The sequence below is a fragment of the Salipiger abyssi genome, from assembly GCF_001975705.1.
Lineage (GTDB): Bacteria > Pseudomonadota > Alphaproteobacteria > Rhodobacterales > Rhodobacteraceae > Salipiger > Salipiger abyssi.
Genome location: NZ_CP015093.1, coordinates 1,648,085 through 1,673,113, shown reverse-complemented (window position 1 = coordinate 1,673,113; position 25,029 = coordinate 1,648,085). Strand labels below are relative to the sequence as shown.

The 25,029-nt window shown below is 63.3% G+C and carries 25 protein-coding genes; 15 read left to right on the top strand and 10 right to left on the bottom strand.

Annotation, left to right across the window (positions count from 1 at the left end; genetic code table 11):
• The first annotated feature begins 15 nt into the window (after nucleotides 1-15).
• Nucleotides 16-525: an FxsA family protein gene (locus Ga0080574_RS11655; RefSeq protein WP_076699112.1), complete on the top strand. Its 510-nt coding sequence runs from the start codon at nucleotides 16-18 to the stop codon at nucleotides 523-525.
• A gap of 54 nt (nucleotides 526-579) precedes the next feature.
• Complete coding sequence (gene secB, locus Ga0080574_RS11650) at nucleotides 580-1,083, top strand: protein-export chaperone SecB (RefSeq protein WP_076699109.1); 504 nt, start codon at nucleotides 580-582, stop codon at nucleotides 1,081-1,083.
• Between the two features lie 4 nt (nucleotides 1,084-1,087).
• Here secB and dnaQ read toward each other — a convergent pair whose 3' ends face one another.
• From dnaQ to Ga0080574_RS11630, 4 genes are read right to left on the bottom strand one after another with little or no spacing between them, the layout of a single operon-like run.
• On the bottom strand, nucleotides 1,088-1,777 hold the full coding sequence (gene dnaQ / locus Ga0080574_RS11645) for a DNA polymerase III subunit epsilon (protein WP_076699106.1): 690 nt from the start codon (nucleotides 1,775-1,777) through the stop codon (nucleotides 1,088-1,090).
• Nucleotides 1,770-2,360 (bottom strand): dephospho-CoA kinase, encoded by a 591-nt coding sequence (coaE, locus tag Ga0080574_RS11640; RefSeq protein WP_076699104.1) that lies wholly within the window; start codon nucleotides 2,358-2,360, stop codon nucleotides 1,770-1,772. The genes dnaQ and coaE overlap by 8 nt, the downstream gene beginning before the upstream one ends.
• The gene (locus Ga0080574_RS11635; protein ID WP_076699101.1) at nucleotides 2,357-3,190 is read right to left on the bottom strand and encodes a shikimate dehydrogenase; all 834 of its coding nucleotides are present in this window, start codon (nucleotides 3,188-3,190) and stop codon (nucleotides 2,357-2,359) included. The genes coaE and Ga0080574_RS11635 overlap by 4 nt, the downstream gene beginning before the upstream one ends.
• Complete coding sequence (locus Ga0080574_RS11630) at nucleotides 3,187-3,786, bottom strand: Maf family protein (RefSeq protein ID WP_076699099.1); 600 nt, start codon at nucleotides 3,784-3,786, stop codon at nucleotides 3,187-3,189. Before Ga0080574_RS11630 ends, Ga0080574_RS11635 begins: the two co-directional genes overlap by 4 nt.
• Nucleotides 3,787-4,316: 530 nt before the next feature.
• Between Ga0080574_RS11630 and rho the strand changes: the two genes are divergently transcribed.
• From rho to Ga0080574_RS11600, 6 genes are read left to right on the top strand one after another with little or no spacing between them, the layout of a single operon-like run.
• Nucleotides 4,317-5,588 carry a transcription termination factor Rho gene (gene rho, locus Ga0080574_RS11625; protein ID WP_076699096.1) on the top strand — a complete coding sequence of 424 codons (1,272 nt, stop codon included), beginning with the start codon at nucleotides 4,317-4,319 and terminating at the stop codon, nucleotides 5,586-5,588.
• 19 nt (nucleotides 5,589-5,607) lie between these two features.
• Nucleotides 5,608-6,891 carry a tRNA uridine-5-carboxymethylaminomethyl(34) synthesis GTPase MnmE gene (mnmE, locus tag Ga0080574_RS11620; RefSeq protein ID WP_076699093.1) on the top strand — a complete coding sequence of 428 codons (1,284 nt, stop codon included), beginning with the start codon at nucleotides 5,608-5,610 and terminating at the stop codon, nucleotides 6,889-6,891.
• Nucleotides 6,892-6,903: 12 nt separating this feature from the next.
• Entirely contained in the window at nucleotides 6,904-8,772 is a 1,869-nt protein-coding gene (gene mnmG / locus Ga0080574_RS11615; RefSeq protein ID WP_076699090.1) for a tRNA uridine-5-carboxymethylaminomethyl(34) synthesis enzyme MnmG, read from the top strand.
• The gene (rsmG, locus tag Ga0080574_RS11610; RefSeq protein ID WP_076699088.1) at nucleotides 8,769-9,392 is read left to right on the top strand and encodes a 16S rRNA (guanine(527)-N(7))-methyltransferase RsmG; all 624 of its coding nucleotides are present in this window, start codon (nucleotides 8,769-8,771) and stop codon (nucleotides 9,390-9,392) included. The genes mnmG and rsmG overlap by 4 nt, the downstream gene beginning before the upstream one ends.
• Nucleotides 9,385-10,194 (top strand): ParA family protein, encoded by an 810-nt coding sequence (locus tag Ga0080574_RS11605; protein ID WP_076699085.1) that lies wholly within the window; start codon nucleotides 9,385-9,387, stop codon nucleotides 10,192-10,194. The genes rsmG and Ga0080574_RS11605 overlap by 8 nt, the downstream gene beginning before the upstream one ends.
• Before the next feature lie 23 nt (nucleotides 10,195-10,217).
• Complete coding sequence (locus tag Ga0080574_RS11600; RefSeq protein ID WP_076699082.1) at nucleotides 10,218-11,123, top strand: ParB/RepB/Spo0J family partition protein; 906 nt, start codon at nucleotides 10,218-10,220, stop codon at nucleotides 11,121-11,123.
• A 90-nt stretch (nucleotides 11,124-11,213) separates the two neighbouring features.
• Here the strand turns inward: Ga0080574_RS11600 and hemW are convergent, their stop codons facing one another.
• The 3 genes from hemW to rph are packed head-to-tail and all read right to left on the bottom strand — an operon-like array spanning nucleotide 11,214 to nucleotide 13,685.
• Nucleotides 11,214-12,371 (bottom strand): radical SAM family heme chaperone HemW, encoded by a 1,158-nt coding sequence (hemW, locus tag Ga0080574_RS11595; protein ID WP_237219364.1) that lies wholly within the window; start codon nucleotides 12,369-12,371, stop codon nucleotides 11,214-11,216.
• Complete coding sequence (gene rdgB / locus Ga0080574_RS11590; protein WP_076699077.1) at nucleotides 12,364-12,975, bottom strand: RdgB/HAM1 family non-canonical purine NTP pyrophosphatase; 612 nt, start codon at nucleotides 12,973-12,975, stop codon at nucleotides 12,364-12,366. Before rdgB ends, hemW begins: the two co-directional genes overlap by 8 nt.
• The gene (rph, locus tag Ga0080574_RS11585) at nucleotides 12,972-13,685 is read right to left on the bottom strand and encodes a ribonuclease PH (RefSeq protein WP_076699074.1); all 714 of its coding nucleotides are present in this window, start codon (nucleotides 13,683-13,685) and stop codon (nucleotides 12,972-12,974) included. The genes rdgB and rph overlap by 4 nt, the downstream gene beginning before the upstream one ends.
• A 114-nt stretch (nucleotides 13,686-13,799) precedes the next feature.
• On the opposite strand from rph, the gene hrcA reads away from it, so the two are divergent.
• A complete protein-coding gene (hrcA, locus tag Ga0080574_RS11580; protein WP_076699071.1) occupies nucleotides 13,800-14,864 on the top strand; it encodes a heat-inducible transcriptional repressor HrcA in 1,065 nt (354 codons plus the stop codon).
• A gap of 9 nt (nucleotides 14,865-14,873) precedes the next feature.
• On the top strand, nucleotides 14,874-15,431 hold the full coding sequence (locus Ga0080574_RS11575) for a nucleotide exchange factor GrpE (protein ID WP_076699068.1): 558 nt from the start codon (nucleotides 14,874-14,876) through the stop codon (nucleotides 15,429-15,431).
• A gap of 86 nt (nucleotides 15,432-15,517) precedes the next feature.
• Here the strand turns inward: Ga0080574_RS11575 and mutS are convergent, their stop codons facing one another.
• Complete coding sequence (gene mutS, locus Ga0080574_RS11570) at nucleotides 15,518-18,166, bottom strand: DNA mismatch repair protein MutS (protein ID WP_076699066.1); 2,649 nt, start codon at nucleotides 18,164-18,166, stop codon at nucleotides 15,518-15,520.
• A gap of 134 nt (nucleotides 18,167-18,300) precedes the next feature.
• Between mutS and Ga0080574_RS11565 the strand changes: the two genes are divergently transcribed.
• Entirely contained in the window at nucleotides 18,301-20,556 is a 2,256-nt protein-coding gene (locus Ga0080574_RS11565) for an NADP-dependent malic enzyme (protein WP_076699063.1), read from the top strand.
• 72 nt (nucleotides 20,557-20,628) lie between these two features.
• Complete coding sequence (locus tag Ga0080574_RS11560; RefSeq protein WP_076699057.1) at nucleotides 20,629-21,507, top strand: ribokinase; 879 nt, start codon at nucleotides 20,629-20,631, stop codon at nucleotides 21,505-21,507.
• Nucleotides 21,508-21,516: 9 nt separating this feature from the next.
• Here the strand turns inward: Ga0080574_RS11560 and msrA are convergent, their stop codons facing one another.
• Complete coding sequence (msrA, locus tag Ga0080574_RS11555) at nucleotides 21,517-22,164, bottom strand: peptide-methionine (S)-S-oxide reductase MsrA (RefSeq protein WP_076699050.1); 648 nt, start codon at nucleotides 22,162-22,164, stop codon at nucleotides 21,517-21,519.
• A gap of 131 nt (nucleotides 22,165-22,295) precedes the next feature.
• On the opposite strand from msrA, the gene Ga0080574_RS11550 reads away from it, so the two are divergent.
• From Ga0080574_RS11550 to Ga0080574_RS11540, 3 genes are all read left to right on the top strand, one after another.
• Nucleotides 22,296-23,192: a D-amino acid aminotransferase gene (locus Ga0080574_RS11550; protein WP_076699047.1), complete on the top strand. Its 897-nt coding sequence runs from the start codon at nucleotides 22,296-22,298 to the stop codon at nucleotides 23,190-23,192.
• Nucleotides 23,189-23,905, top strand: coding sequence for a sulfotransferase-like domain-containing protein (locus Ga0080574_RS11545; protein ID WP_076699044.1), 717 nt, complete (start codon nucleotides 23,189-23,191; stop codon nucleotides 23,903-23,905). The genes Ga0080574_RS11550 and Ga0080574_RS11545 overlap by 4 nt, the downstream gene beginning before the upstream one ends.
• Nucleotides 23,906-24,009: 104 nt before the next feature.
• Nucleotides 24,010-24,420, top strand: a complete 411-nt coding sequence (locus Ga0080574_RS11540) for a DUF7282 domain-containing protein (RefSeq protein WP_076699041.1) — start codon at nucleotides 24,010-24,012, stop codon at nucleotides 24,418-24,420.
• A 112-nt stretch (nucleotides 24,421-24,532) separates the two neighbouring features.
• Here the strand turns inward: Ga0080574_RS11540 and Ga0080574_RS11535 are convergent, their stop codons facing one another.
• On the bottom strand, nucleotides 24,533-24,946 hold the full coding sequence (locus tag Ga0080574_RS11535) for a DUF1810 domain-containing protein (protein WP_076699038.1): 414 nt from the start codon (nucleotides 24,944-24,946) through the stop codon (nucleotides 24,533-24,535).
• Nucleotides 24,947-25,029 lie beyond the last annotated feature (83 nt).

Here is a 25,029-nt window from a genome sequence, read left to right as displayed (position 1 = left end):
CAAGGGAGACCCATCATGTGGCTTTTTCTGGCATTCCTGCTGGTGCCAATCGTTGAAATCGCGCTGTTCATCCAGGTCGGTGGGCTGATCGGGCTTTGGCCGACACTGGCCATCGTGGTGCTGACGGCGATGCTCGGCACCTGGCTGGTGCGGTCGCAGGGATTGCGGGCAATGAGCGATTTGCAGGGCTCTTTTTCCCGTCTGGAAGACCCGAGCGCACCGCTTGCGCATGGCGCGATGATCCTTCTGGCGGGCGCGCTGCTGCTGACGCCGGGGTTTTTCACCGATGCGGTCGGCTTTGCCTTGCTCTCGCCGCCGGTGCGCGTCGCCCTGATGCGCTATTTGTCGCGCCGCGTCACCGTGGCGCGGTTTGAGATGGGCAGCCGCGGCCCGCAGCCGCGGCCCGACGACATGCGGCGCGATCCGCGCGGAGCCGGACCCGGCGACGTGATCGAAGGGGAATATACCGAAATTCCCCAGGACAAACGGCCCAACCATCCCGGTTCCGGCTGGACGAGGCATTGAGGCGCGCAGCCCTGCCTGCTATTGCAGGGCAAACCTCGTTTCAGGAGAGACACCATGGCAGAAACCCCTCAGAACGGCGCGAACGAGGCGCCGGCGCCCGTCAAGATGAACGTTCTCGCACAGTTCGTGCGGGATCTGTCCTTTGAGAACATCCTCGCCCAGAAGGGCAGCGCGGGCGAGGTTCAGCCCGACGTACAGGTTCAGGTCAATCTCGACGCCAAGAAGCGCAGCACCGAACACCAGTATGAAGTGGTCATGAAGCTCAAGGTCGAATCCAAGGGCAAAGACACCGACACCACGCTGTTCCTGCTCGAAATGGATTACGCCGGGGTGTTCCACATCGAAAACGTGCCGGACGAGCAGATGCATCCCTTCTTGCTGATCGAATGCCCGCGTATGATTTTCCCCTTCGCGCGCCGCATCATCTCCGACATCACTCGTGACGGTGGCTTCCCGCCGCTGAACCTCGAAATGATCGACTTCGTCGCGCTCTACCGCAACGAGCTGGCACGTCGGCAGCAGGCCGCAGCAAGCGGCGAGCAGAAGCTCGACGCCTGAGCGCTCAGCCGCGCGTCCAGAGCGCGTTTTCCCCGAGCTTTTCGACAAAGGCGGCGTGAGCCGCCTTTTCTTCTTCCGTGATCCGGGGCGGCAGCGGCACCGGACGACGGGTCGGGCGCCAGTCCTCCGACATATCCGCACCGCTGCTATTCTGCCGCTGCGGCGTCAGCACGAGATCGGGCTGCTTGCCGCCGATCAGCTCAAGATAGACTTCCGCCAGGATTTCACTATCGAGAAGCGCGCCGTGCAATGTCCGCGACGAGTTGTCGATACCGAAGCGGCGGCAAAGCGCATCCAGCGAGGCGGGAGAGCCTGGGAATTTGCGCCGGGCGATGTCCAGCGTGTCGATGGCGCAGTCGCGCGGCAGGAGCGGGCGGCCCGACCAGCGCAGCTCGGCATTGAGGAATTTCACGTCGAAAGCGGCGTTGTGGATCACCAGCTTGGCGTCGCCGATGAAGCTGCGGAACTCATCGACGATCTTGGCAAAGACCGGCTTGTCGCGCAGGAAATCATCGCCCAGCCCGTGCACCTGAAATGCCTCCTGCGGCATCGAGCGTTCGGGATTGATATATTGGTGATAGGTGTTGCCGGTGGGGACGTGATTAAAAAGCTCGACCGCACCGATCTCAACGATGCGATCACCCTGTTCCGGTTCGAAGCCGGTGGTTTCGGTGTCGAGCACGATCTCACGCATGGCGCCGCCTTTCGATATCTTCCAGAACAGACTGCACCTGCGCGCCGGCATGCTCAAGCGTATCGGTGACGATCACATAATCGGCGCGGGCGCATTTTTCGTCACTCGGCATCTGCCGCGCCAGGATACGATCAAGATCCTCCGCGCTCATCGTGCCGCGCGCAAGCACCCGCTCGCGCTGCAATTGGGCTGGAATCGTGACACATGCGACAGCGTCCATCTCCGCCTCTCCACCGGTTTCGAACAGCAACGGAATGTCGAAGACGACGATCCTGTCGGTATGGTTGGCGGCAAATATCTCGCGGTCCTGACGCACCAGCGGGTGCACGATGGCCTCGATCCGGGGCAGGGCGTCGGGATCGGCGGCGATGATCTCGCGCAGCCGATCGCGCGAGACCGCGCCGTCCTCGATGGCCTTCGGAAACGTCTCCTGCAACGGGGCAACCGCCGCACCGCCCTTGGCATAAAGCCGATGCACTGCCGCATCCGCATCCCAGAGCGCGCATCCCCGTTCTGCAAACATCGCGGCGGTGGTGGATTTGCCCATACCGATGGAGCCGGTGAGGCCGAGACGAAAACTCATGGCATGACCGCGGCGCGGGTCTCGTCATCGACCTCGGGGCGCTGGCCGAACCAGCGTTCGAAGCCGGGCACAGCCTGATGGATCAGCATGCCCAGACCATCCACGCAGGTGCAGCCCTTTTCCTCCGCGACGCGCAACAGCCGGGTTTGCAGCGGCACATAAACGAGATCACTCACAACTGTGCCCGACCGCAACCCGTCGAGCGGAACCCGCAGTTCGGGCTTGCCGGTCATGCCAAGCGAGGTCGAGTTCACCACCAGCGCCGCCTCTTCCAGCGCGTTGCCTGCCTGCACCCATTCCACCACGGTGATCCGCGAGCCGAAATCCTCGCGCAGCTTCTCCGCGCGCAGACGTGTGCGGTTGCTGACGCGGATTTCCGGCACACCGACCTCGAGCAGCGAAGCGACCACCGCCCGCGCGGCGCCACCGGCACCGAAGAGCATGGCGGGGCCGGCTTTCGGATCCCAGTCGGGCGCGCCCTGGCGCAGGTTTTCGATGAAGCCGTAGCCATCGGTGTTGTCGGCGTGAATGCGCCCGTCCTGGCGGAAGATGATGGTATTTGCCGCACCGATCAGCGTGGCCCGGTCGGAGACCAGATCGGCGATCTCCATCATCTTTTCCTTATAGGGAATGGTTACATTGACCCCGACAAAGCCAAGATCGGGGAGCATGCGCATGGCGGCTTCGAGCCTGTCCGGCGCGATTTCCATGGGAATGTAGTGGCCGGGCAGCCCGTATCGGCGCAGCCAATGGCCATGCAGCAGCGGCGAGCGGGAATGTGCAACCGGCGATCCAATCACGCCGGCGAGCGGTATACGTGCGACAGTCATGCGGCGATGATCCCCCGGACCGAAAGAAAGGCAAGCAGTTCGAGCAGCGGCAATCCGAGAATTGTGAAGTGATCGCCCTCTATACGCGCAAAGAGGCGAACCCCCTCTTCCTCGAGCTTGTAACCGCCGACGGAGTGACGGACGCTCTCCCAGTTCCGCGCGAGATAATCGTCGAGATAGGCCTCCGAGAAGTCCCGCATGACCAGCCGCGCGGTACCGACATGGCGCCAGAGCGGTTCGCCGGCCTGATAGATCACCGCGCCGGAAAACAACTGATGCCGCTGACCGCGCAGACGCACGAGCTGAGCGCGTGCGTCCTCCGGGGTTTCGGGTTTGGTAAAGATCTCGGTACCGAGCGCGAGGATCTGGTCACAGCCCAGAACGAACGCCTCGGGATGGCGCTGCGAAACGCGGCGGGCTTTGAATTCGGCCAGGGCATCGGCCATGTCGCGCGGCCCGGCACCTTCCTGGGCGAGCGAGTCGCGCAGCGCAGCTTCGTCGACGCGCGGCCTCTCGATTCGGAAGGGCACGGCGGCGTTTTGCAGCATCTCTGCCCGGATCTGCGAGCCGGACGCCAAAATGAACGGCGGGGCCATGTGGAAAAACCTGTCGAAATCTAAGGGGCCTTGTCAGGGGAGCGTTCTGGGGAAAATCGCTCCGACATGCAAGCCGGGGGAAAACCGGCACAGTTCACGACGCGCCGGACCGAGTCGTTCGGTTGTGGGGAAGGATAACTTTGTGCTGAGGATGAGCTTTCGCAGACGCCAACTGTCCAAGGGTTATTCAGGGGATAAGAATACGCGTCAATCCACTGAAATTAAATTATTAATTTTAGAGAATGTTAAGAACAAGGCGTCGCTACGCACAGAATTGCCCACAGCTCTGTGTCCTTGGGACAAGACGCGCATAAGCGAATAATCCACCGGTGGCATGGGTTCCTAATCTCAAAATCATCTTTTCTCTTTTCTCTTAAAGATTGGTTTCGAACCCCCACGGGCGGCCATGTGCGAGAAAGATTGACTCGGGAGACGGAGCGCATTACCTCCCTTTGCGATACCCGTCCGGGTGTGATTTTCCCAGAGACCGACAGATACGGGGCCGTATGACCGGCCCGGAAGGATTCATGATGAGCATCGAGAAGCTCAACCTCTCCGACCTGAAGGCGAAGAGCCCCAAAGATCTGCTCGCCATGGCCGAGGAGCTCGAGATCGAGAACGCCTCGACCATGCGCAAGGGCGAGATGATGTTCCAGATCCTGCGCGAACGCGCGGATGAGGACTGGCAGATCTTTGGCGATGGTGTGCTCGAGGTGCTTCAGGACGGGTTCGGTTTCCTGCGCTCGCCGGAAGCGAACTATCTGCCCGGTCCCGACGATATCTATGTCTCGCCGGACATGATCCGGAAATACTCGCTGCGCACCGGCGACACGGTGGAGGGCGAGATCCGCGCGCCCGATGGCGAGGAGCGCTATTTCGCGCTGGTGGATGTCACCAAGATCAATTTCGAGGATCCGGAGCGCGCGCGGCACAAGATCGCCTTCGACAACCTGACGCCGCTCTATCCGGACGAACGGCTGACGATGGAGATCGAGGATCCGACGATCAAGGACCGCTCGGCCCGGATCATCGACCTGGTCTCGCCCATCGGCAAGGGCCAGCGCTCGCTCATCGTGGCGCCGCCGCGGACCGGTAAGACGGTGCTGCTCCAGAATATCGCGACGAGCATCGAAAAGAACCATCCGGAGTGCTATCTGATCGTGCTGCTGATCGACGAGCGGCCGGAAGAGGTGACGGATATGCAGCGCTCGGTGAAGGGGGAGGTGATTTCCTCTACCTTTGACGAACCGGCGACGCGGCATGTTGCGGTTTCGGAAATGGTCATCGAGAAAGCCAAACGTCTGGTGGAACACAAGCGAGATGTTGTGATCCTTCTGGACTCGATCACCAGACTTGGTAGAGCATTCAACACAGTTGTGCCGTCCTCGGGGAAGGTGCTGACCGGTGGTGTGGATGCCAACGCCTTGCAACGACCGAAGCGGTTCTTCGGCGCGGCGCGGAATATCGAAGAGGGCGGATCTCTGACGATCATCGCAACGGCGCTGATCGACACCGGATCGCGCATGGATGAGGTGATCTTTGAGGAATTCAAGGGCACCGGCAACTCCGAGATCGTGCTGGATCGGAAGGTTGCGGACAAGCGGGTCTTCCCGGCGATCGACATTCTGAAGTCGGGTACGCGGAAGGAAGACCTTCTGGTCGACAAGATTGATCTGCAAAAGACCTTTGTGCTGCGGCGGATCCTGAATCCGATGGGCACCACGGATGCCATCGAATTCCTGCTGTCGAAGCTCAAGCAGACCAAGACGAACTCGGAATTCTTCGACTCGATGAACAGCTAGGACCGGCCGGGAGGCAGGTTTGGACACCATCTTTGCCCTTGCGAGCGCGCCGGGAAAGGCCGGCGTGACAGTGATCCGCGTTTCCGGGACGAAAGCCTGGGACGCGGCGTCGCGTCTTGCCGGAACTTTGCCGGCGCCGCGCCAGGCTGTGCTGCGGCGGTTGCGGGATGCGGAGGGGCAGGTTCTCGACGAGGCGTTGCTGCTGCTGTTCGAGGACGGCGCAAGTTTTACCGGCGAGACGGTCGCGGAATTTCATCTGCATGGCAGCGTTGCCATCCAGCGTGCTGTTTTGCGAGCGCTGGAGAAGATGGCGGGGCTTCGCCTTGCAGAGCCGGGTGAGTTTACCCGCCGGGCCCTGGAGAACGACCGTCTGGATCTGACGCAGGTCGAGGCCTTGGCAGATCTCATCGAATCTGAAACGGAGAGCCAAAGGCGACAGGCGTTGCGCGTCTTTGGCGGTGCACTGGGAAAAACCGTGGAGATCTGGCGGCGGGATCTCATCGAAGCGGCGTCTCTGCTGGAGGTCACGATTGATTTCGCTGACGAAGAGGTTCCCGTCGATGTGTCGGACCGGGTTGCGGAGTTGATCACTCTGGTCTCCGGGTCGCTGGATCGGGAACTCGCCGGCATCGACGCAGCGGAGCGGATCCGAACGGGATTTGAGGTCGCCATTCTGGGTGCGCCGAATGTCGGCAAATCCAGTCTTCTGAACGCGCTGGCGGGGCGAGAAGCAGCTATTACGTCCGAGATCGCCGGGACAACGCGTGATGTGATCGAGGTCAGGATGGATATCGCCGGGTTGCCGGTGACGCTGCTCGATACGGCAGGGTTGCGGGAAGCGCAGGATCCGGTGGAAAAGATCGGGATTACGCGGGCGCGGGCGCGGGCAAAAACGGCGGATCTGCGGGTGCTGCTATTGGATGATCGCGGCATGCCGGATATGGAGTTGGGGGACGAGGATATCGTGCTGCGGTCAAAGGCCGATCTGTCAGGGGATGCGGATGGAATTTCCGCGCTGACGGGACAGGGGATAGATCTTCTGATCGCGGAGATCGGTGCGCGCCTTTTCGACAAGGTTCAGGCGGCGGGGTTGGCGACGCGGGAACGGCATCGTGTTGCCTTCCTTCAGGGGAAATCCGCGCTGGGGGCCGCACAGGAGATGCTCATGCGCGGGCCGGACTGGTATGATCTGGCGGCGGAAGAAATTCGGACGGCGATTCGAAGCCTTGAGCTGCTTATTGGCCGGGTTGATGTGGAAAATCTTTTGGACGAGATCTTTTCGAGTTTCTGCCTCGGGAAGTAAGGAGTGTTTCACGTGAAACAACGCGACTTCGATGTGGTTGTCGTCGGCGGTGGTCATGCCGGCGCAGAGGCGGCAGCAGCGGCGGCGCGCCAGGGTGCGCGCACGGCTTTGGTGACATTGACCGAGGCGGGCATTGGCGTGATGTCCTGTAATCCGGCGATTGGCGGCCTGGGCAAAGGTCATCTCGTGCGCGAGATCGATGCGATGGACGGGGTGATGGGGCGCGTTGCGGATCAGGCCGGGATTCAGTTCCGACTGCTGAACCGGCGCAAAGGGCCTGCTGTTCAGGGGCCGCGCGCGCAGGCAGATCGCAAGCTCTATCGTCAGGCGATGCAGCGGGAAATGCACAACACGCCAAACCTGAGCATTGTCGAGGGCGAGGTCATTGACCTGATTCAGTCCGGCGAGATCGTACAAGGCGTTGTTCTTGGGGATGGTACGCGGCTGATCGCAGGGGCGGTTGTGCTGACGACGGGGACATTTCTTCGCGGTGTGATTCATATCGGCGATCAATCGCGCCCGGGCGGACGTATGGGAGACCGGCCCTCAGTGCGGCTGGCGGAGCGGATTGACGATCTCGGGCTTGAGCTTGGGCGTTTGAAGACGGGGACGCCACCGCGTCTGGATGGACGGACCATTGACTGGTCTCAGCTCGAAGATCAGCCGGGAGATGAAGTGCCCGTGATGTTTTCGTTCCTCTCGAAGGAGCCGGCGGTGCGTCAGGTGAGTTGCGGGATCACCCACACCAATGAGCGTACTCACGAAATCATTCGCGAGAATCTTGACCGTTCCGCAATGTATGGGGGACGTATCGAGGGGGTCGGCCCGCGATACTGCCCGTCCATTGAGGACAAGGTTGTCCGGTTTGCCGACAAGACCTCGCATCAGATCTTTCTGGAGCCCGAGGGGCTGGACGATCCCACCATATATCCCAATGGGATTTCCACGTCTCTGCCCCAAGAGGTTCAAACCGACTACGTGCGGTCTATTGCCGGGCTTGAGAAAGCAGAGATTTTTCAGCCTGGCTATGCGATCGAATATGACTTCGTCGATCCCCGCTCTCTGGATCTCCGTTTGGCTGTCCGAGCCGTCAGCGGTTTGTATCTGGCGGGACAGATCAACGGGACGACGGGCTATGAGGAAGCCGCGGCGCAAGGTCTTGTCGCAGGTTTGAACGCGGCAAGAGACGCCATGGGCGAGGAACCAGTGCAGTTCGGACGCTCGGAATCCTATGTCGGTGTGATGGTGGACGATCTGACCTCGCGCGGGGTCAGTGAACCGTATCGCATGTTCACCTCGCGAGCGGAGTTCCGTCTGTCATTGCGCGCCGACAACGCGGATCAGCGGCTGACTCCCAAGGCTATTGCGCTCGGATGCATATCAGAGGTGCGCCGTATAGCCTTTGAGGATAAGCGGGCGAAACTTGAGCGGGGCAGGGGGCTTTTGGAGGGGCATACTTTTGCTCCGAAAGCTCTCGGCGAAATGGGCATCGCTGTGGCGCCGGATGGTCAGAAGCGGAATGGGTTCCAGCTTTTGGCTTTTCCGGACGTGACGATGGCTCTGCTGAAATCGGGCGAACCGGCCTTTGCTGCCATTGAATTCGAGATCGCGGAGCAGTTGGAGCGGGATGCGCTTTATGCGAATTATATCGCACGTCAGCAGCGCGACGTCGAGGCCTTGCGCCGCGATGAATCGATGACGATACCCAACGGGTTCGATTTCGCTGCTGTTGAAGGTCTTTCGAACGAATTGAAGCACAAGCTTTCGCTCGCGCGGCCGGAAAACCTTGCGCAAGCTGCCAAGGTTGATGGAATGACGCCGGCGGCGCTTTCGTTGCTGCTTCTCCGGCTGCGGCGTTACAGCGAAGCGAAATCCGCATGACGCTTTTGGATCCTCGGCTTCCGGACCTGGATGTTTCACGTGAAACACTGGATCGTCTGAGCCATCTCGCCACGCTTCTGGAAAAATGGTCTCCCAAGATCAACCTCGTCTCCCGTGCCACTCTGGAGGATCGCTGGACCCGCCACATCGTTGACTCCGCGCAGATCTTTCAGTGTCCTCGGCATCGCAGGGGCCTCTGGGTGGATCTGGGCTCCGGTGGTGGCTTTCCTGGGCTGGTCGTCGCAATCCTGGCGAGCGAGCTTGCGCCGGATCTCGAAGTGAAGTTGGTGGAGAGCGATCAGCGTAAGGCGGTTTTCTTGCGCACTGCGCTTCGCGAAACCGAAACGGCGGGCCAAGTTATCGTTGAGCGGATCGAAGAAATCCCGCCGTTGCGCGCCGATATCCTGAGCGCCCGCGCGCTTGCCGATCTGTCGACCTTGCTATCCTTTGCAGATCGGCATCTGAACCCGATCGGGCAGGCGCTTTTCCTCAAGGGTGCCAATTGGAAAAAAGAGATCGCCGCAGCAGAGGAATCGTGGAAGTTTTCCTGCGAGCGTCGTACAAGTATCACCGATCCCAACGCAGTCGTCCTGACCATCGGAGCTCTGACACATGTCTGATCCGTCGCGGCCTAGCGGCCCCAAAATCATTGCCATCGCAAACCAAAAAGGCGGGGTGGGGAAGACCACGACCACGATCAATCTGGGTGCGGCGCTGGCCGAACGCGGCATGCGGATTTTGGTGGTCGATCTCGATCCGCAAGGCAACTCCTCCACCGGACTTGGCATTGAGCCGGATGAGCGCGAATACACAACTTACGAGCTTCTGCTCGAGGATATCGAGCTTGAGCAGGTCATTCAGAAGACGGACCAGCCGCAGCTCGATCTGATTCCTGCCACGGTCGACCTCAGCTCTGCGGATATTGAACTGGTGGCGAATGAAAAGCGCAGCTTTCTTCTGCACGACGCGCTTCGCCAGACGGGAATGGACCGCTTCGGCTACGACTACGTGCTGATCGATTGCCCACCTTCGCTCAACCTCCTCACGGTCAATGCGATGGTCGCAGCGCATTCCGTTCTGGTACCTCTGCAAAGCGAGTTCTTCGCGCTGGAAGGCCTGTCGCAATTGATGCTGACGATCCGTGAAGTCAGACAGACCGCCAATCCCGATCTGCGGATTGAGGGCGTCCTCCTGACGATGTACGACGCACGCAACAACCTGTCCCGTCAGGTCGAGGATGATGCGCGCGAAAATCTCGGGGATCTCGTCTTCGCCACCGTGATTCCGCGCAATGTCCGCGTCAGCGAAGCACCGTCCTTTGCCATGCCGGTGCTGTCTTACGATGGCCAGTCCAAGGGCGCGACCGCGTATCGCGCCCTGGCCGATGAATTGCTGCGCAAGAATGCCCGCCTTGCCGCCTGACCTACAGAACAGAAAGAGCAGACATGTCAGATAAAAAGGAACCCCGCCGCGGATTGGGTCGCGGCCTCTCGGCGCTGATGTCCGATGTTGACATCCAGCCCACGCAAAGTGCTGAGGAGACCACGCCGAAGACGCCGGATCGTCTTGTTCCCATCGAAAAGCTGGTGCCGAACAAGGATCAGCCGCGCCGCAGCTTTACGCCGGAACAGCTTCAGGAGCTGTCCGATTCCATTCGTACCAAGGGTATCATTCAGCCGATCATCGTCCGCCCGGCACCGGCAGAGGATGGCCAATACGAAATCGTCGCCGGTGAACGCCGCTGGCGCGCCGCGCAGCTTGCCCAGCTGCATGAAGTGCCGGTTTTGATCCGCGAGCTCAGCGATCAGGAGACGCTCGAGATCGCGATCATCGAGAACATCCAGCGCGCCGATCTCAATGCCATCGAAGAGGCGGCCGGCTACAAGCAACTCATGTACCGCTTCGGCCATACTCAGGAAAAGATCGCCGAGGCCCTGGGCAAAAGCCGCAGCCATATCGCCAACCTTCTGCGACTGCTCAATCTGCCTGACGGCGTTCAGGAACATGTGCGCAATGGCGAGCTGAGCGCCGGTCACGCGCGGACTCTCGTCACTGCTCGCGATCCCGACCGGATGGCCGAAGAGATCATGCGCAAAAAGCTTTCGGTCCGCCAGGCCGAAGCGTTGCTGCGCGCCGAAACCCAGCCACCGCAACGCAAGGCGCCAGCGGCGTCCTACGAGATGGACAAGGATGCCGACACCAAGGCACTCGAAGGCGATATCTCTGCGGCGCTCGGGATGAAAGTTTCGATTGCGCATGCCCCGGGCAAGGAGTCGGGCAAGCTGACGATCTCCTATGAGTCTTTCGAAGAGCTGGATTCTCTCTGCATGATCCTCAGCGCCACGCGTTGAGCTAAGATCCGGGAAAGGCGGTTTCGACGCGCCTTTCCCATGATGGTTCGCGCTCGCGCACCCGGTCGGATTTCCAAAATTCAGAAAATCTCAGTCCGTCAGCAACTCGGCCGTCAGCGCATTCAGAACCATCCGTCCTTCGCGCGTCGCACCAAAGCGCTCGTCCGTTCGCCAGATCAGCCCGAGTTCTTCAAAACGCACCAGCGTCTCCTCGGAAATTTGCGAAGGCCCAAGCGATGACGCTCTCTCGCGGCAAATCCCTTCGGAAAGCCGCAGCCCCATCATCAGATATTCGTTCCAGATATCCGCATCGCTCAGCGGCTCGGCCTCAAGATCGCCATTGCCGCTTTCCGCAGCTGAAAGCCAGTCGCCAGGCGCCCGCCGCGCCACGGTTGCAAATCGTTGCCCGTTCAAGCCGACACGCCCATGGGCCCCGGGTCCGATCCCGACGTAATCACCGCCGCGCCAGTAAACCAGATTGTGCCGCGACATCGCGTCCGGTGCGGCATGGTTCGAGACTTCATAAGCCGGAAACCCCGCTGCCTCGCAAATTTCCTGCGTCGCGATATATAGATCCGCGCCCAGATCCTCGCCGGGCAAGCCGCGCAGTTTCCCCGCCTGCGCGCGGTCCCAGAAGGCGGTGCCTTCCTCGATTGTGAGCTGGTAGAGCGACAGGTGATCGCCGGCCAGATCCAGCGCCTCGCGCAGCTCCTGCTCCCAGTCGGCAAGGCTCTGACCCTGCCGCGCATAGATGAGATCGAAACTCACGCGCGAAAATACCGACTTTGCGATATCCAGCGCCGCAAGCGCCTCATCCACATTGTGCAGCCGCCCGAGCTTGCGCAGATCGTCCGGCCGCAATGCTTGCACACCGAGCGACACACGATTCACGCCGGCAGCGGCAAAGCCGTCGAATTTCTCCGCTTCCACCGAGCGCGGATTCGCCTCCAGCGTGATCTCGATATCGTTGGCCCAGGCCCAGTGATCGCGCGACGCACGCAGCACCGCACCCACGGTTTCAGGCAGCATCAGAGACGGTGTGCCGCCGCCGAAATAGATCGAGGAGAGTACGCGCCCTTCGGTCTGCCGCCCATAGCGCGCCAACTCGCGCACCAGCGCCTCGGCCCAGCGAGTCTGGTCCACATGGCGCACGACATGACTATTGAAATCGCAATAAGGGCATTTGGTCTCGCAGAACGGCCAATGCACATAGAGAGCGAAACCGCCCGGGCGCCAGGTCTCAGCCAAAACAGCCCGACACGAATTTCTTGAACGCATCGGCGCGATGGCTGATGCGGTTCTTTTCCCAGCGGTCCATCTCGCCGAAGGTGATGTCGTAGCCGTGTGGTTGGAACACGGGATCGTAGCCGTGCCCCTGATCACCACGCATCGGCCAGACCACCTGTCCCTCCATCACACCGGGGAACACTTCGTCATGGCCATCGGGCCAAGCCAGAACCAGCGTGCAGCAGAAGCGCGCAGTCCAGGGCTGCGCTGCGCCGGAGGCCAGCAGCTCCCGATGCGCGCGCTCCATCGCCATGACAAAATCGCGGCCCGTCTCTGTTTCGGCCCAATCCGCCGTATAGACGCCCGGCGCGCCGTCCAGAGCGTCGATCTCGATACCGCTATCATCCGAGAGCGCCGGCAGTCCCGTCGCCTTGGCCGCGGCATGCGCCTTGATCCGCGCATTTTCCACAAATGTGGTGCCGGTCTCGTCCGGCTCGGGCAGACCCATCTCGGCGGCGCCGACGACATTGACGCTATATGGCGTCAGAAGATCGGCGATCTCCACCAGCTTTCCCTTGTTGTGGGTGGCGACCAGCAGCCGCTCACCCTCAAAGCGCCGGGTCATGCCACGGCTGCCTTCTGCGCCGCCACCAGTTCCGAAACCCCGGCTTCCGCCAGATCCATGAGCTGGCCCATCTGCGCACGCGAAAAGGTCGCGCCCTCCGCAGACATCTGCACTTCGATCAGCTGCCCGTCACCGCGCAGGATGAAATTCCCGTCGACGCCGGCCTCGCTGTCCTCGGGGTAATCCAGATCCAGCACCGGCTGCCCGGCATAGATGCCGCAGCTCACCGCCGCCACCGGCGAGACCAGCGGATCGCTGACCACGAGCCCGGCTTTCATCAGCTTGTTCACCGCCAGTTTCAGGGCGACCCAGCCGCCGGTGATCGCCGCGCAGCGCGTGCCGCCATCGGCCTGGATAACGTCGCAATCCACGGTGATCTGCCGCTCCCCGAGCGCCACCCGGTCGACGCCCGCGCGCAGCGAGCGCCCGATCAGACGCTGGATCTCCACCGTGCGGCCACCCTGTTTGCCGCTCGCCGCCTCGCGCCGCATGCGCGACCCGGTCGAGCGCGGCAGCATGCCGTATTCCGCCGTGACCCAGCCCAGGCCGGACCCCTTGATGAAGGGCGGCACCCGCTCCTCGATCGAGGCGGTGCAGATCACATGGGTGTCGCCGACCTTGATCAGGCAGGACCCCTCCGCGTGTTTTGTCACACCCGTTTCGATTGAAACGGTCCGCATTTCGCTTAAATCTCGTCCTGACGGTCTCATCGGCGCCCCTTTCTCGATTGCGACCGGGATACTGATGCCTTGCAATCCCCGCAACCCCGATTGACGGCGCCGGATACCGGCCTTTAATGACCGCAAGAGGCGGAGAGAGACGGGATGAAAGAGCGAAACCGACTGTTCGACGAAATGAACGACCGCTCGCGCGAAGTGTTTCGCAAGGTCGTGGAAACCTATCTCGAACTGGGCGAGCCGGTGGGCTCGCGTACCCTCACGCGTACGCTCAGCGAAAAGGTCTCCGCTGCGACGATCCGCAATGTGATGCAGGATCTCGAATTCCTCGGCCTGCTCGATAGCCCGCATGTGAGCGCCGGGCGCATCCCCACGCAACTCGGCCTGCGCATGTTCGTCGACGGTCTGCTGGAGGTGCGCGATCTCGATCACACCGACCGCGAAAAGCTCGACGCCACGCTGGGTTCGGGCGCCGACGATGTCGGCGGCGTGCTCGACCGGGTGGGCGCGGCGCTTTCCGGTGTCACCCATGGCGCCTCGCTGGTGCTGACCCCGAAACACGAGGCGCCGATCAAGCATATCGAATTCGTCAGCCTCGGTCATGACCGCGCGCTGGTGGTGCTGGTCTTTGCCGACGGCCATGTGGAAAACCGCCTGTTCACGCCGCCGCCCGGCCAGACCCCGAGCTCGATGCGCGAGGCGGCGAATTTCCTCAACGCGCTGATCGGAGGCCGCACGCTTGCCGAGCTGCGCAACATCATGGCCGAGGAAATCGCCCGGCGCCGGCAGGAGATCGACACGCTCGCCGCCGATCTGATCGAGGCGGGGCTGGCGAGCTGGGAGGATCAGGGCGACACCTCGGCGCGGCTGATCGTGCGCGGGCGCGCGAATCTCCTCGGCACCGAGGCGGAAACCGAAGAGCTCGACCGCATCCGCAACCTCTTCGACGATCTCGAGCGCAAGCGCGACATCGCCGAGTTCCTGGAACTGGCCGAAACCGGCGACGGTGTGCGCATTTTTATCGGCTCCGAGAACAAACTTTTCTCACTTTCGGGTTCCTCTCTGGTGGTCTCTCCCTATATGAACGCGGATCGTAAGATCATCGGCGCGGTGGGCGTCATCGGCCCCACGCGTCTCAACTATGGCCGGATCGTCCCGATCGTGGATTACACGGCACAGCTGGTCGGCAAGCTGATTGCCGAGCGGAGCTAGAGGTGAAGAATGGCAGACCCGAAGAACGACGAGTTTCTCGATGACATCGAAGCCGCCGAGGCCGAGGCCTACGCAGAGGATGCGGATGAGCTGGATCCCGAAGCGGTCGAGCTGGACGCGCTGCGTGCCGAACGCGACGAGCTGAAGGACCGCTTCATGCGCGCGCTGGCCGATGCGGAAAACGCCCGCAAGCGCGCCGACAAGGATCGTCGCGAAGCGCAGCAATATGGCGGCTCGCGCCTCGCCCGCGATCTGCTGCCGGTCTATGACAACCTGCAACGGGCGCTGAACGCCGCGCGCGAGGAAAACGCCGCTGCCGCGCTGATCGAAGGGGTCGAGCTGACGCTGCGCGAGCTGCTCAACACGTTCTCCAAGCACGGCATGAGTGCGATCACCCCCGAGGTTGGTGACAAGTTCGACCCGCAGCATCACGAGGCGATGTTCGAAGCGCCGGTGCCCGGCACCAAGGCGGGCGAAATCATCCAGGTCTCCGCCGAGGGCTTCATGCTCTACGACCGGCTGCTGCGCCCGGCGCAGGTCGGCGTCAGCTCGATGCCCGCAAGCTGAGACCCGGACAGAGGTCGAAAACACACGCCCCGGACTTGATCCGGGGCCTCACCGCCTTCCGTTTCATGTGAAACGCACCCGCTGGCTCAGCCGGCGCTGTCCAGCAGCCCCTTCAGCTCATAGATCGCCTGCAAGGCCTCGCGCGGCGACATGTCGTCAGGCCGTATCGTGGAGAGCTTCTCCTCGACAGGCGAGGGCCCAGCGGGGCCGGCCTGCGGCGGTGGCGCCACGGCGGCGGCAGAGAACAGCGGCAGATCGTCGATCAGCGCCTTGGGCGCGGCCCGCTCGCGTTCGCCCTGTTCCAGCGCATCCAGCACCGTCCGCGCGCGGTCGATCACCGCTTTCGGCAACCCGGCAAGCTGCGCCACCTGCACGCCATAGGAGCGATCCGCCGCGCCCTCGCGCACCTCGTGCAGGAAGATCACCTCGCCGTCCCATTCCTTCACCGCCACCGTGGCATTGGTCACGCCGTCAAGCTTGCCCGCCAGCACCGTCAGCTCGTGGTAATGGGTGGCGAAAAGCCCGCGCACCCGGTTGACGCCGTGCAGATGCTCCAGCGTTGCCCAGGCGATGGAGAGCCCGTCATAGGTGGCGGTGCCGCGCCCGATCTCGTCGAGGATCACCAGCGCCCGGTCGTCGGCGAGGTTGAGGATCGCGGCGGTCTCGACCATCTCGACCATGAAGGTCGAGCGCCCGCGCGCCAGATCGTCGGAGGCGCCGACGCGGCTGAAGATCTGGCTCACCAGCCCGATATGGGCGCGCTGCGCGGGCACGTAGCAGCCCATCTGCGCCAGCAGCGCGATCAGCGCGTTCTGCCGCAGATAGGTGGATTTACCGGCCATGTTCGGACCTGTGAGCAGTGTCACCGCGGCGCTTTCGCCTTCGGCGTTGAGCCCGCAATCGTTGGCGATGAAAGGCCCCGCGCCCTGGGCCTGCAAGGCGCGCTCCACCACCGGGTGGCGTCCGGCCTCGATCTCGAAGGCGCGGCTGTCATCGACCTGCGGCCGCGCCCAGCCCTGCGCGCTGGAGAGATCCGCCAGCCCCAGCGCCAGGTCGAATTCCGAAAGCGCCAGCCCGGTCTCCGAAAGCGCCGGTGCCTCGTCGAGAATGGCCTCGCGCAGCCGGGCGAAGAGGCGCTTCTCGATCTCCAGCGCCTCGTTTCCCGCATTCAGGATGCGGGTTTCCAGCTCGGTCAGTTCGACCGTGGTAAAGCGCACCTGATTGGCGGTGGTCTGGCGGTGGATGAAGGTCTCGTTCAGCGGCGGCGACATCATCTTTTCCGCATGGGTCGCGGTGGTTTCGATGAAATAGCCCAGCACGTTGTTGTGCTTGATCTTCAGCGAGGAAACCCCGGCACGCTCGGCATACTCGCCCTGCATGCGGGCGATCACGCTGCGGCCTTCGTCGCGCAGAGTGCGGGCCTCGTCGAGATCGGCATCGTAGCCCGGCGCGATGAAGCCGCCATCGCGCGCCAGAAGCGGCGGTTCGGCGACCAGTGCCGCGTCGAGCAGGGCGAGCAGGTCGTCATGCCCACGCAGGGCCGCGCGCGCCTCTGCCAGCAGCTCGGGCAGGGTGGCCTCGTCGAGCGCTTGCGCGATCTCCTCGGCCTGTTCCAGCGCGTTGCGCACCGCTGCCAGATCGCGGGGGCCGCCACGGTCGAGCCCGAGGCGCGACAGGGCCCGGTCGAGATCGGGCACCTTGCGCAGCGCGTCGCGCAGCGCCGAGCCCTGCGGGCTCTCGATCGCCCAGTCCAGCGCTGCCAGCCGCCGCGCGATCACGTCCAGCTCGCGCGAGGGCGACGACACGCGCCGCTCCAGCAGCCGCGCGCCGCCCGGGGTCACCGTGCGGTCGATCACCGAGAGCAGCGAGCCCTGCCGTCCGCCATTCATCGACTGGGTCAGTTCCAGATTGCGCCGCGTCGCCGCGTCGATCTGCAACATGCGCGAGACCGCGTCGCGCTGCGGTGCGCGCAGCAGCGGCAGCCGGCCTTTCTGGGTGATGTCGAGATAATCGACCAAGGCGCCCATCGCCGCCAGCTCGCAGCGCGCGAAACTGCCGAAGCCGGCCAACGTCTGCACCCCGTAAAGCGTGCAGAGCCGCGCCTCGGCACCGCTGGAATCGAAGGAGGCCCGGCCCAGCACCGTCGGAAACACACCGAGATCGCCCAGCACCTCGCGCAGCGTCTCGCCGACATCTTCGGAGACCAGCAGTTCCGACGGCGCCAGCCGCGCCAGCTCCGCGCCGATCCGCGCCTGTCCCAGCGGCATCACGTGAAACGCGCCGGTGGAGATATCGGCCCAGGCCAGCGCCCATTCGTCCCGAACCCGTGCCAAAGCGGCCAGGTAGTTGTGCCGCCGCGCCTCCAGCAGCGAATCCTCGATCAGCGTGCCCGGGGTGACCAGTCGCACAACGCCGCGCTTGACCACGGATTTGCCGCCGCGTTTCTTGGCCTCCGCCGGGCTCTCGAGCTGCTCGCAGACAGCCACCCGGAACCCCTTGCGGATCAGCGTCAGCAGATAGCCCTCGGCGGCATGCACCGGCACGCCGCACATCGGGATATCCTCGCCCGCATGCTTGCCGCGCTTGGTCAGCGCGATGTCCAGCGCCTCGGCCGCCGCCGCCGCGTCGTCGAAGAACAGCTCGTAGAAATCGCCCATCCGGTAGAACAGCAGCGCATCGGGGTGATCCGCCTTGATCTCCAGATATTGCGCCATCATTGGCGTGACTGCCGTCATGCTTGCCCCCGGAATGCCTGTTCGGTCTGACATAACAAAGCCCGCGCCCGGGGCGAAAGGCGAAAACCGCGCGGTTGAGCCGGGCTTTCCGCTGCGCTAAGAGCAACTTCGCCGAAGCGGAGGAGTGTTGCGCCATGGCCAAGATGAAAATCACCCGGGAGGAGGCGCTGGCCTTCCATCTCGAACCCGTCCCAGGCAAGTGGGAAGTGCAGGCCACGGTTCCGATGACCACGCAGCGCGACCTGTCGCTGGCCTATTCGCCCGGCGTTGCCGTGCCCTGCGAGGAAATCGCCGAAAACCCCGAGCTGGCTTATGATTACACCAACAAGGGCAACCTCGTCGCGGTGATCTCCAACGGCACGGCGGTGCTGGGGCTCGGCAATCTCGGCGCGCTCGGGAGCAAACCGGTGATGGAGGGCAAATCCGTGCTCTTCAAGCGTTTCGCCGATGTGAACTCCATCGACATCGAGCTCGACACCGAGGATCCGGAAGAATTCATCCAGGCCGTGCGGCTGATGGGGCCGACCTTCGGCGGCATCAACCTTGAGGACATCAAGGCGCCGGAATGCTTCATCATCGAGCAGCGCCTGAAGGAAGAGATGGATATTCCGGTCTTCCATGACGACCAGCACGGCACGGCGGTGATCTGTGCCGCCGGTCTGATCAACGCGCTGCATCTCTCGGACAAGAAGATCGAGGATTGCCGCATCGTGCTGAACGGTGCCGGCGCGGCGGGGATCGCTTGCCTTGAGCTGGTCAAGGCGATGGGCGCCAAGCACGACAATTGCATCATGTGCGACACCAAGGGCGTGATCTATCAGGGTCGCACCGAGGGCATGAACCAGTGGAAATCGGCCCATGCCGCCGCCACCGACTTGCGCACGCTGGAAGAGGCGATGAAGGGCGCGGATGTATTCCTCGGCGTTTCGGCCAAGGGCGCGGTGACCCAGGACATGGTGGCCAGCATGGCCGAGAACCCGGTGATCTTTGCCATGGCGAACCCCGATCCCGAGATCACGCCGGAAGAGGCCCATCAGGTGCGCCCCGACGCGATCGTCGCCACCGGCCGTTCGGACTACCCCAACCAGGTCAACAACGTTCTGGGCTTTCCCTATCTGTTCCGGGGTGCCCTCGATATCCACGCCCGCGCGATCAATGACGAGATGAAGATCGCCTGTGCCGAGGCACTGGCCGAGATCGCACGCGAGGACGTGCCCGACGAGGTGGGGCTGGCCTATGGCAAGCAGCTCAGCTTCGGGCGCGATTACATCATCCCCACGCCCTTCGATCCGCGCCTGATCCACCGCATCCCGCCCGCCGTGGCCAAGGCGGGGATGGCGACCGGCGCCGCGCGGCGGCCCATCGTCGACATGGAGGCCTATCGCGAAACGCTCAAGGGCCGGATGGATTCCACCGCGCCGATCCTGCGCAGCATCAACAACCGGGCGCGTCAGGCGCAGGCAAGGATGATCTTTGCCGAGGGCGACGACCCGCGCGTGCTGCGTGCCGCCGTCATGTATCAGCGCAACGGGCTGGGCAAGGCGCTGGTGGTCGGGCGCGAGGACGATGTGCGCAAGAAGCTCGAGGAATCGGGTCTTGGCGATGCGGTGCGCGAGCTGGAGGTGGTGAACGCCGCCAATACGCGGCATCTGGAGACCTATAAGGGGTTCCTCTACGAGCGGTTGCAGCGCAAGGGTCACGACCGGCAGGACATCCACCGGCTGGCGGCCCGCGACCGGCATGTCTTTGCCTCGCTGATGCTGGCGCATGGCCATGGCGACGGGCTGATCACCGGCGCAACGCGGAAATCGGCGCATGTGATGGAGCTGATCAACCATGTCTTCGACGCCGACGCGCATCACGGCGCGGTGGGGGTCACGGCGCTGCTGCTCAACGGGCGGATCGTGCTGATCTCCGACACGCTGGTGCATGAATGGCCGGTGGAGAACGACCTTGCCAATATCGCCGAACGCGCGGCGGGTGTGGCGCGGCATCTGGGGATGGAGCCGCGCGTGGCCTTCGTCTCCTTCTCGACCTTCGGCTATCCGGTGTCGGAACGGGCGCAGAAGATGCATCTGGCGCCGCAGGTGCTGGACGCGCGCGGGGTGGATTTCGAATACGAAGGCGAGATGACCGTCGATGTGGCGCTGAACCCGAAGGCGCAGGAGGCCTATCCGTTCCAGCGCCTCTCCGGACCGGCGAATATCCTCGTGGTGCCGGCGCGGCACTCGGCCTCGATCTCGGTCAAGCTGATGCAGGAGATGGCGGGCGCCACGGTGATTGGTCCGATCCTCGCGGGCGTCGACAAGTCGATCCAGATCTGCTCGACCAATATGACCGCGAACGATATCCTCAATATGGCGGTGCTGGCGGCCTGCAAAGTGGGCTGACGGTGGCGCCTCGGGCCGGGGGCGGATGCCTCCGGCGGGAGGTATTTTCGGAAAGATGAAAGGGCAGGGCGCATGACGATCTGGAATCTCGGGTCCATCAATGCCGACCTGTCCTATTCCGTGCCGCATCTGCCCGTGCCGGGCGAGACGCTGGCGGCGGCGTCGATGAGTCGGGGCTTGGGCGGCAAGGGGGCGAACATGTCCGTGGCCGCCGCGCGGGCGGCGGCGCGGGTGGTGCATCTGGGGGCTGTTGGCGCGGATGGCGCCTGGGCTGTCGGGCGGCTCATGGAATACGGGGTGGATACGCGGCATATCGTCGAGGTCGATGAGGCGACGGGCCATGCCATCATTCTCGTGGACGGGCAGGGCGAGAATTCCATCGTCATCCATCACGGCGCCAACCATGCCATTCCCCAAGACCTGCTGGGCCGGGCGCTGTCCGAGGCGGAGACCGGCGATCTGCTGCTGATACAGAACGAGACCCTGTTGCAGCCCGAGGCGGCGCGGATGGCGCGCGAGCTTGGGCTGCGCGTGGCCTATGCGGCCGCACCCTTCGAGGCGGAGGCGGCGCGCGCGGTTCTCGGGCTTTGCGATATTCTGGTGCTGAACGCCATCGAGATGGAGCAGCTTCAGGCCGCTTCCGGGCTGGGGCTGGCCGGGATGGGGGTGGAGACCGTCATCGTGACCGAAGGCGGACGCGGCGGGCGGTTGCATCTGGCCGCGAATGACTGGGAGGCGGAGCGGTTCGAGACGCCGAAGGTCACCCCGGTGGACACGACCGGGGCGGGGGATACCTTTACCGGTTATCTTCTGGCGGGGCTCGACCGGGGCATGCCGCTGCGCCAGGCGGTGGAGCTGGCGAGCCGCGCGGGCGCGCTGATGGTCACCCGCCACGGCACCGCCGATGTGATCCCCGATCTGAAAGAGGTACAGGCCGCGCGGTTCGGCTGAGGCTCAGCCTCAGCCGCCGGCAAAGGGCGCCGCGCCGCCCCAGAGCTGACGCACCCGCTGGTCCCGGCCGCAGGCGTCGCGATAGCGCTTGTAGGCTTTCGCCTGTTTGATCGGGCCGAAGCGGGTCAGCACGATATTGTCGCCCTTGTAGTAATCCTGGTGATCGTCCTCGGCGTTCCAGAACGCGCCCGCCTTCAGGATCGGGGTGACGATCCTTTGCCCCAGCGCCGCCTCCGCCTCGGCTTTTGCTTTGTCGGCAGCGGCCTTTTCCGCCGGATCAGAGACGAAAATCGCGGTGCGATAGCTCTCGCCCCGGTCGCAGAACTGCCCGCCGGCATCGGTCGGGTCGACCGAACGGAAGAACATCGCATAAAGCTGGTCGCGGTTCACACGGGCGCTGTCATAGGTAATCTTGACCGCCTCGTAATGGCCGGTGCCGCCGCGGCTCACCTGCTTGTAGCTGGGGTTTTTCAGCGCGCCGCCGGTATAGCCCGAGACCGCCGAGATCACCCCGGGCACTTTCTCGAAATCGGCCTCGACGCACCAGAAACAGCCGCCGGCGACCACGATATCGCGGCGCTCGCCAGCCTCGGCGCGGTGGGCCTGCACGGCCAGGCCGATGAGGATCAGAACGGATAGAAAAACGCTGCGGATCATGGCGCACCTCCCTTTTGACCGAGGGTGCGCCCAGGCGGCTGTCCGATCAATCCGCTGCAACGCGATGTCACCGCATGGTGAGCCTGCGTGACCCCTTCCGTTTCCCGTGAAACATTCCTAGCCTGCCGGGCATGGACAAGGTCACGACACATCAGGCGGCGGAAGATGCCCGCAACGAAGAGATCCTCATCTGGGTCAATGGCGCGCTGAAGCCCAAGGCGAAGGCGCTGGTTTCGGTCTACGATTCCGGCTTCATGCTGGGCGACGGGATTTGGGAGGGGCTGCGGCTCTATAACGGGCGCTGGTCCTTCATCGACGAACATTTCGACCGGCTGTTCGAGGCCGCGCTGGCCATCGACCTCGACATCGGCATGAGCCGCGAAGAGCTCATCTCCGCCATAACAGAGACGCAAGAGGCCAATGGCATGGTCACCGATGCCCATTGCCGGCTGATGGTGACGCGCGGGGTGAAGACCCGGCCGTTCCAGCATCCGGGTCTCTCGGTGCAGGGGCCGACCGTGGTCATTCTGATGGAGCATTCCAGCCCGTCGATCCCGCGCCCGATCCGGCTTGCCACCGTGCCACATCAGCGCGGGCTGCCGATGACGCAGGATCCGAAGCTCAATTCGCATTCCAAGCTGAACTGCATCCTCGCCTGTATCGCCGCCGAAAAGGCGGGCGCGGACGAGGCGCTGATGCTGGATGTGCATGGTTTCGTGAACACCACCAATGCCTGCAATTTCTTCATCGTGCGCAAGGGCGAGGTTTGGACCTCGACCGGCGATTACTGCATGAACGGCATCACCCGGCAGAAGGTGATCGACCTTTGCCGCGCCAACGACATCCCGGTTTATGAGCGCAACTATTCGCTGGTCGATACCTATGGCGCCGACGAAGCCTTTCTCACCGGCACTTTCGGCGCGCAGACCCCGGTGGGCGAGATCGACGGGCGCGTGATCGGCACGGGGGAGATGGGACCGGTGACGCAGCGGCTTCGCACGCTCTATAAAGAGTTGGTGAGCCCATGAGGATCGCCATGTGGTCGGGGCCGCGGAATCTCTCCACCGCGATGATGTATGCCTTTGGCAACCGGGCGGATTTCCATGTGGTGGATGAGCCGTTCTATGGCCCCTATCTGCGCATGACCGGCCTGCCGCATCCGATGGCCGTGGAGATTATGGCCAGCCGTCCCGAAAGCGCCGAGACGGTGCAGGCCCAACTGCTCGGCCCGATGCCGAAGGGCAGGCCGCACGTCTATCACAAGCATATGTGTCAGCACATGATCGACGGCATGCCGCGCGCGTTCATGAAAGACTGCGTGCATGTTTTCTTGCTGCGCCATCCCGCACGGGTCGTGGCGAGCTTTTCCAAGGGCTACGAGAATCCCACCGCAGCCGATATCGGTTTTGCAGCGCAGGCGGAGCTTTACGATTACGTGCTGTCGCTGGGTCTGACGCCTTATGTGATCGACAGCGCCGATATCCGCCGCGATCCGGAGAGCAAGCTGCGCGCGCTTTGCGAGGCGATCGGGCTGGATTTCGATCCGGCGATGCTGTCCTGGCCCGCCGGCGGGCACGCGCAGGATGGGGCCTGGGCGCCGCATTGGTATGGCTCCGTGCATCGCTCCACCGGCTTTGCCGGGCCCGAGGGCGATTTGCCGGAGTTGAGCGGCGCGGCGGCGGACCTGGCAAACGAAGCGCTGCCGCATTACGAGAAGATGCGCGACAGTGCATTGATCTAAAAAGAAATTTTTTCTGAAACTCTTTTTCTCCGGTCTGCGTGACTTCAAGTATCGCGGGTGGCAAGGGGCTGCCCGCTTGCATACCGAGCAACAGGAGAGACCTTATGAAGACCCTTATTCTCGCCACCGCTGCCGCACTCACCGGCAGCGCTGCTTTCGCCGACGACCACATGGCACCGATGGTCGAGGCCATGGACCAGAGCGTCGCCAATGGCGTGGTCAGCGCCGAGAAGGTGACCACGACTGCGAATGGCTGGCTGGTCGTGCACCGCACCGATGCCGAGATGAAGCCCGGCCCCGTGGTGGGCTATGCGCCGCTGCGCGCCGGTGAAACCATGGATGTGGCCGCGATCCTGACCGAAGAGGTCGCGCCGGGTGACATGCTCATGCTGATGATCCACGGCGAAGAGGGCGGCATGACCACCGGCGGTTTCGAATATACGCTGGGCGCCAAGGAAGACGGCCCGATCCGCGTCGATGGCAATCTCGTCATGGCGACGATCACCGCGCAATAAGCTTTACCGTAGCGAGTATCTCGTTTCGCGTAAGCGGTATCGGAGACCGTCTTTCCAACCCTTACCGCGGTCTCCGCGCCGCCCCTCGTGTCTTGCGCGGGGGGCGGCACATTCATGCCAGCGTGTCGCGGGTGACGGGACATCTTGCGCCGGCATAGAGACTGTCAAGAACCTCCGAGAACACACTTGGCGCATCGGGCACCGCCTCGAACAATGTCATGCAGGACCGGACTTTCAGCGCATCGACGGGCCCCAGAATATCCTCCGGATCGGCGCCCGCATGGTCGAGCAGGAGACGCGCCGTTTCCCGCAACCGCGCCCCAAGCACCGGATTGGCGAGATAGCGGCTGGCCTCCTCCAGATCGGAGATGCCGAAATGTCGCGCCATGCCCGATCGGCCGAGGATCTTCAGTTGCGGGAAGACATACCAGATCCAGTGGGTGACCTTCCGCCCGTCGCGCAGCTCGGCGAGGATCTGGGGCCAGTGCTGGTTCTGCGCGTCGATGAAATCCTGTAGCTCTGCCATATCTGCCTCCGGAAGTTTGGGGCTCTGCCCCGCCCGCGCGTTGCGCGGACTCCCCGGGATATTTGGAGCCAATGGAAACAGGG